The sequence below is a fragment of the Desulfobaculum sp. genome (assembly GCF_054921475.1).
In genome coordinates, this window is sequence record NZ_JBUDSW010000215.1 from 1 (window position 1) to 6635 (window position 6635).

9 protein-coding genes are annotated in these 6635 nt (G+C 58.8%); all 9 read right to left on the reverse strand.

All coding sequences use genetic code 11. The features are described 5' to 3' along the window. Nucleotides 1–59: 59 nt before the first annotated feature. Entirely contained in the window at nucleotides 60–788 is a 729-nt protein-coding gene (locus tag ACY69P_RS12860) for an outer membrane protein assembly factor BamD (RefSeq protein ID WP_462327761.1), read from the reverse strand. A 218-nt stretch (nucleotides 789–1006) separates the two neighbouring features. Beyond that, the gene (gene trxA, locus ACY69P_RS12865) at nucleotides 1007–1324 is read right to left on the reverse strand and encodes a thioredoxin (RefSeq protein WP_404844790.1); all 318 of its coding nucleotides are present in this window, start codon (nucleotides 1322–1324) and stop codon (nucleotides 1007–1009) included. A 180-nt stretch (nucleotides 1325–1504) separates the two neighbouring features. Beyond that, complete coding sequence (tsaD, locus tag ACY69P_RS12870) at nucleotides 1505–2599, reverse strand: tRNA (adenosine(37)-N6)-threonylcarbamoyltransferase complex transferase subunit TsaD (protein ID WP_462327763.1); 1095 nt, start codon at nucleotides 2597–2599, stop codon at nucleotides 1505–1507. A 2-nt stretch (nucleotides 2600–2601) separates the two neighbouring features. After that, entirely contained in the window at nucleotides 2602–3624 is a 1023-nt protein-coding gene (gene fbp / locus ACY69P_RS12875) for a class 1 fructose-bisphosphatase (RefSeq protein WP_459899656.1), read from the reverse strand. Between the two features lie 193 nt (nucleotides 3625–3817). Next, nucleotides 3818–4618: a hypothetical protein gene (locus ACY69P_RS12880; RefSeq protein ID WP_459899654.1), complete on the reverse strand. Its 801-nt coding sequence runs from the start codon at nucleotides 4616–4618 to the stop codon at nucleotides 3818–3820. A 174-nt stretch (nucleotides 4619–4792) separates the two neighbouring features. Then, on the reverse strand, nucleotides 4793–5707 hold the full coding sequence (locus ACY69P_RS12885; protein ID WP_459899653.1) for a tetratricopeptide repeat protein: 915 nt from the start codon (nucleotides 5705–5707) through the stop codon (nucleotides 4793–4795). Further along, complete coding sequence (locus tag ACY69P_RS12890) at nucleotides 5691–6020, reverse strand: FtsB family cell division protein (RefSeq protein ID WP_404844785.1); 330 nt, start codon at nucleotides 6018–6020, stop codon at nucleotides 5691–5693. The genes ACY69P_RS12885 and ACY69P_RS12890 overlap by 17 nt, the downstream gene beginning before the upstream one ends. Nucleotides 6021–6030: 10 nt before the next feature. Further along, a complete protein-coding gene (locus ACY69P_RS12895; RefSeq protein WP_404844784.1) occupies nucleotides 6031–6306 on the reverse strand; it encodes a hypothetical protein in 276 nt (91 codons plus the stop codon). Between the two features lie 20 nt (nucleotides 6307–6326). Beyond that, the coding region (locus ACY69P_RS12900; protein ID WP_462327762.1) for a hypothetical protein at nucleotides 6327–6635 on the reverse strand (309 nt) is incomplete at its 5' end.

Sequence of the window (6635 nt, forward strand, 5' to 3'; positions counted from 1 at the left end):
CGCATCGGCGTCCGTCCGGGCCAAAAAAGAAAAACGGCCCTGCGAGGGGCCGTTCTATTCTACAACCATTTAAACCATTTCTTCCAACTGCCCTGCGCTTCTTCCCGCACGTCCTCGGACGAATCCTTTTGGAAGCGGAGGTAAGCGAGCTTGGAACGCTCGGCGGCGTAGTCAACAACCTTGGGCAGGTCGGGGAAATTCTTCGCGATGGATTCATAGCGCTGCCACGCGGCGCGGTAGCGCTCCGTGCGCCAGTAGAAGTCGGCGACGTAAATTTCATGGTCGGCCATGTACTGACGGCACCCCTTGATGTACGCCGTGGCTTCCTTGGCGTACTTGGTATCGGGGTAGCTTTCGCGCACGCGCTCAAAGTACTCGATGGCCTGAGAGACATGCTCCAGCGGCTTATCAATGGAAGAGAACTGGCTGTACCGGCTCTTGCCAATCTGGAAGAGCACGTAGGGGATCTCCTCGTGACGGGGGTGCAGCGCCTCGAATTCGATATAGGCGTCTGCAGCGGCCTCGTACTGCTCGTCCATGTAGTAGGCGTCACCAAGGGCCAGCTCGGCGGACGGCGTGTAGGGGCTGAAGGGGTACCTGTCGCGCAGCTTGCCAAAGTAGCCTGCGGCGTCAGCATATTCCTTGGTATGCATGGCGTCGCGGCCTGCCTCGTACAGCTCCTGCGCCGTATCTTCCGGCGGCTCAATGAAATAGGAGTCGATATAGCCACAGCCCGTAATGACAACGGCCATGGAAATAGCCGCAAAGAGGCGAAATACTTTCTTCATGTGTCCTGTTTCCGGATTCTCGGTGATCTCACGCCACGGCGTAGGCCGGGCAGTACTTGGATGACGGTGCGCGCGGCAAGAGCCTTGCACATCCAGTCACGGTACCTACAGGAGCTTACAGCACGCGGTCAAGCCCCGGCGCATCCCCATAGGAAAAAAGGGCGGACGGCGCACCGCCAATCCACCCTTTGTTGACACAGGCTTTTTTAAAAAAGCCACTAAATCTTAGAGCTGATCATTTCCTTGATGCTGCTCTTGGAGACAGCGCCGGTCACCTGCTCCACCACTTCGCCGCCCTTGAACAGGATAAGCGTAGGGATAGCGCGGATGCCGTACTTGCTGGGCGTACCGGAGTTCTCGTCGACGTTCATCTTCACGACTTTGATCTTGCCGGCGTACTCTTCGGCCAGTTCGTCCACCACAGGACCCATGGCTCGACAAGGACCGCACCAGGGAGCCCAGAAATCGACCAGAACGGGCACGTCGTTCTTCAACACTTCAGATTCAAAATTGCCGTCAGTCACTTGCGAAGCCATATCGTACTCCTTTTCTTTTCAAGGTGGTGGCATTGATTGTGTTCCACCCTGCTCCTCGGTCATGCAGCCCATAGCCTTTATGGCTTTCCCACGACAGCACACCGGATAGCGGAGCGATGCAGTCTTTGACAGTAAGTTCACGGGTGGAGCCTGTCAAGACATCGCAACCTACCATAGCGGTCAGTCCTCTTCAACTATCCGCTGATAATCCCAAGGAATCGCCCGGCCACGGGGTATGGCCTCAAGGTCAAGATCATGCTTCCACCCTGCCTGTGCCACCTTCTCGCCCGCAAGCGCAATCATTGCGCCGTTGTCGGTGCACAGCCGCAGGGGCGGCAAAACGCAGGTCAGGCCATGGCTTTCGGCAAGTTCTGTCATAACGCGGCGGATAACGCTGTTGGCCGCCACGCCGCCCGCCACCACAAGACTTGTGACGCCCTGCTCCTTCACGGCGCTCAGTGCGCGGTCCACCTTAATGCGCAGCGCGTCGGCAATGCACCAGTTGAAGGAGGCGCACACCTCGGCGAACTCGTCCAGCACGCCGGCCTTGGCCAACAAATCTTCCACATCCTGTCCCGCTTCGGGCATATGCGGCAGACGCAAATGCGGATGCGCGGCCACATAGTTGACCACAGCGGTCTTTACGCCGCTGAAGCTGAAGTCGAGATTGTCGTTATTAACGTAAGGGCGCGGAAACATGGACTTGTCCGGCCTGGCGCGCTGGCCGATGACGTCAATAAACTTGCCGCCGGGGTAGGGAAAATTGAAGGTCTTGGCGGCCTTGTCAAAGGCCTCGCCCGCGGCGTCGTCAAGGGTGCGGCCCTGCACCTCAAAGTCGAGGGGGGAGCGGATGAGATAGGTCTGCGTGTGGCCGCCGGACACAAGCAGGCCCAGCGCGGGATACGTGATGTCCATCTCAAGAGCGGGAGCCGTCAGGTGCGCCCACAGATGGTTCACACCCACAAGGCGCGCGCCCGTGGCAAGGGCCAGCCCCTTGGCAAAAGACAGGCCGACCAGCAAACTGCCAAGCAGTCCCGGCCCACGCGCAACGGCGATGTTGTCGATGTCCTCCAGCCCGACTCCGGCCGCAGCCAGCAGGTCATCCAGCAGCGGGGCCAGCACACGCAAATGCTCGCGCGAGGCCAGCTCGGGCACCACTCCGCCAAAGAGCGCATGCGCGTCAATCTGGGTGGCAATGCGCTCAGCAACAAGACGGCCATCGGCAACAAGTGCCATGGCCGTCTCATCACATGATGTCTCAATGCCAAGCGTCAGGCTCACTTCTGCTCCTGATGCTTGGTGTAGATTTCCGCCACCTTTTCCACATCGTTGCGGGAGCCGATAAACAGCGGCACACGCTGGTGCAGTTCCGTGGGCTGGTAATCAAGAATGCGCTGGGTGCCGTCGGTCGCCAGACCACCGGCCTGCTCCACAAGGAAGGCCATGGGCGCGGCTTCGCACAACAGGCGCAGCTTGCCGCCCTTGCTGCCATCGTCAAGGGTGCGGGCGGGATACATAAAGATGCCGCCGTACAGCAGGTTCCTATGGAAGTCCGCCACAAGGGAGCCGATGTAGCGCGAGGAATACGGCTGACCAAGGTTGTTGGTGGTGCTCTTGAAATGGGCGAGCACTTCCTTGGTGGCCGGGTCCCACGAGTTCCAGTAGGCTTCGTTCACGGAGTAAATCTTGCCCTGATCGGGGATCTTCATGTCCTCGTGCGAGAGCAGGAATTCGCCGACGCTAGGGTCCAGCGTAAAGCCGTGCACGCCTTCGCCCGTGGTGTACACCATCATGGTGGACGAGCCATAGATGAAGTAGCCGGAACAGATCTGCTTATCGCAGGACTGGAGCACCTCGCGCATGGAGGGCTTGTCGCCGGTTTTCTTCAGCGGGCGGCGGTAGATGGAGAAGATGGTACCGATGGAGACGTTGACGTCAATGTTCGATGAGCCGTCCAGCGGATCAAAGATCAAAATGTAGTCACCGCGCGGCAGATCTCCAGAGATATGGATAAGATCGCCGTTTTCCTCGGATGCCATGGCGCACAGCACGCCGGAACGGCGCATGCGGTGGATAAGCACATTGTTGGCGAATTCGTCCAACTTGCGGACCTTTTCGCCCTGCACGTTGGTATCGCCCGTAAAGCCGAGGACATCCACAAGTCCTGCCTTGGTGACTTCTCGGGAGATGATCTTGGCCGACAGAATGAGTTCGTTAATCAGACTGGTAAAGCGCCCTGTCGCCATCGGCGTCTTTTTCTGATGCAAAAGCAGATGTTCGGTAACCGTTACCTGACTCATCGCAAGTCCTCCTACAGGAGTCGGTCGAGAAAGAGCGGCTCACAGATCATAAATAGCATTAAAATCACATTCATGGCAAAGTTTTACATGCCTTTTCCGGCCCGCATGGCCCGAAAAAGCGAAGGCCGAACGCCCAAACAGCGCTCGGCCCTACAGCAGAATATATTCCGCCGCACTGCCTTGCCGCAGAAAACTACAACACGTTCCAAAAACTGCCGGAATCGCTGACGGAGCCCTCGGGGGCGCGCACAGCGTACACGATTTGCTTGTTGCCGATGTAGCGGCTCATCCAATCATACTCGCGGCTGTCAATGGTAATGGTGCCCGCACTCTGCTGGGCGAGCATCTCGTCCCAAGGCCTGTCGAACAGCGCCTCGGCAGTGGCCTTGTTCTCACCCTCCCAGAGCATCTGCTCGGGCGTGAAGACCACCAGCTCACCGGGCTGCGGACAAAAATTGATGACGCTGCGCATGTCAAAATGCACGGCGACAATACCGGCAAGGTCGTTGCCTTTGAACAGGGCGGTGCCCATGTACATTTCGGGACCAAGGGGGGTCTTGTCAATGAAGACCCGCAACTCGCGGTCGCGCAGGGCGTCGCCGTCCTCAAGCAGAGGGGCGATGTTCAGCGGCTTCATCGCGGCGTCGGGGCGGCGGAGGATTACATCACCGTCGAGCATGCTCGCGGCAACACCGTTCACCCAGGAATACTCGGAGAACAGCCCGTCAATCCACTTTTCACCGGGCAGACGGTCCTGCCGGTTTACGTAGATGGACAGCGACTCCAGTTGCGTATCCACAGGGGAGAACAGCGCGGCCATACGCTCCTCGCGGGAGTCGTAGTCTCTCTGCTCAAGGTCCACCTGCGGGTCAACGTTGATATATTCCTTGTAGTATTCCTTGGTCGATTTCCATGTGCCTTGGAGCGTTTCACACCCCTGCAGCATAAAGGTCGCGGCCAGAACCGCGCATGTCAGCGCGAGCTTGCGTTTCAAAATCCAACCCCTTGTAATCGTCGTCAATGCATGCGGGCAGACTGCCCACATGTTGCCTTTGGGTGGTGTGACAGAAGATGCGCCTTTGGGCAAGCGCTATCTCTCCATAAAGGTCAAGCGGCAATGAGCCGCCGCCCCTTTCGGAGACGGCGGCGCAAGCCTTTTTGGAACATTTTAATGGGTCGCCCGGGCTTCAAGTCGCTCGGCCAGCGCTTCCAGCGTGCCAAGCAGCTTCTCCTTGCCGGGGAGTTCCGCCGGGGGCATCTGCTCCTCGGCGGATGCGCCCTTGGACGGGCCCTTGCGGATGCGCTTTTTCAGCCCGGCGATGGTGTCCTCTATCTCCGCCCGGTCCGTCTCGTCGTCGCAGACGGTGAGCAGTTCCTGATAGATTTCCACCGCGCCGCGGTAGTCGCCCTGCTCCGCCAGCAGATTCGCCATGGTGCGGGTCCGCAGGGTGGCTTCCTCCTGCGTTTCGTCCTCGCGCGGTTCCACCACGGACGGGCGGGGGCTGACCTGCGGCGGCGCCACACTGCCCTCGGTATCCGCAGCGGCGGCAAGCGTCTCGGCCACTATCGTGGCCTCGGGCAGACCTGCGGCTTCGGCCTCGGCAACGACATCAACGTCGTCGTCAAAGTCCTCGCCGTCTGCGTCCTGCGCTTCTTCGCGCGGGGCGGCTGTACCGGGCTGGGCATACAGAGAATCCAGACCGCGCTCAATGACCTGCGACCAGGAAATGCTGTTGCCCTGAAAATCCGCCGCAAGGAAGGACAACGCCAGCGCGGAGTCCTTGGTGCGCGATGCGCCGCTTTCGGCCCATGCCTTCCAGAACGCGGGATACGCGGACAGAACGGACGTCAGGGTCTCTACCTCGCCGGTGGTTTCATTGCTGCGGCCAAGGGCGCTCAGCACTTCCACCAGCAGGAAACGGGCTTCAAGGTGTTCGGGATTGCGCTCCAAACCGCCCTTCAGGGTGGCGGCCGCCTCCTCAAGCTGTCCATCCTCAAAGTACAGACGGGCGAGAGGGAAGAAGACCTTGGACGCTGGTTCCAGTTCCAGCACTTCCTTGAACCATTTAATCTTGGTCTGCATCGATGGCGGCTCCTGGGTGCGTGTCAGGCGTATCGGATTGCGAATCCGGGAAGACGTAGACGATTTCGTCTCTTTCCAGATAGTTCATTCTCTTGCGAAGTGTATCCTTCAGGTAGTCGCGGTCAGACTTCAGCAGGCGGATTTCCCGCGACAGGTCGCGGGCGCGCTGCTCGGCCTCGGCAAGTCGCCGGGTCATCTGCTCGTGGTCTTCACGCAGTTCACGATAGGCTATAAGCCCTTGGTCGCCCACAAGCAGGCGATATCCAAGGGTTAAATTGAGCAGGATGAGTATGACAAGAAAAATTCGTCTCACTGCGCCGGGATCATTGCACCAGCTTCGGACGTTCTTCCTCATGGGAAGCCAGCCCGAGCGGCCCTCTCAGTTCTTCAAGGAAGTTGGCAGTAGCCCGCTCTATGCGACGCACGTCCTCTTCCTCAACGTCCACCTGATCGATGCGTTTCATAAAGGCCTTGAGCTGACTGAACTCATCCAGCAGCACATGACCAAGCTCCAGGCGCTCAAGGTCCTGTTCCAGCTCGATGATGGTTTCCAGGCAGTTCATCAGCCGTGTTTGCAAAATGGAAGTCTTGGAATCCATGGTTTTCCGTCAGGTTGAGGTCAGCTCCCGACGCCTTGCGCCGCTTTGTTGAACAATTCGTAATACAGCTCATAACCCTGAATGGCACTTTCTAGCAACTCCGGAGCGTTCTCTCCGTCGCTGGTGTTCATATAGAAATTCGCCCCATTGCGAAAGGCCAAATTCTGGTCAAGGCTCTTGGCCTCTGTGCCAAGGAGGATGAGATTCGTTTCGCGGCGCTTGTGGCCCGGCCACATGGCAACCTCGTCACGCAGGCGGCGCGAGCCATCAAAATCTTCAAGGATAAGGACAGCGTAACTGTTCAGGCGCAATTTGGCTATGGCCTCCAG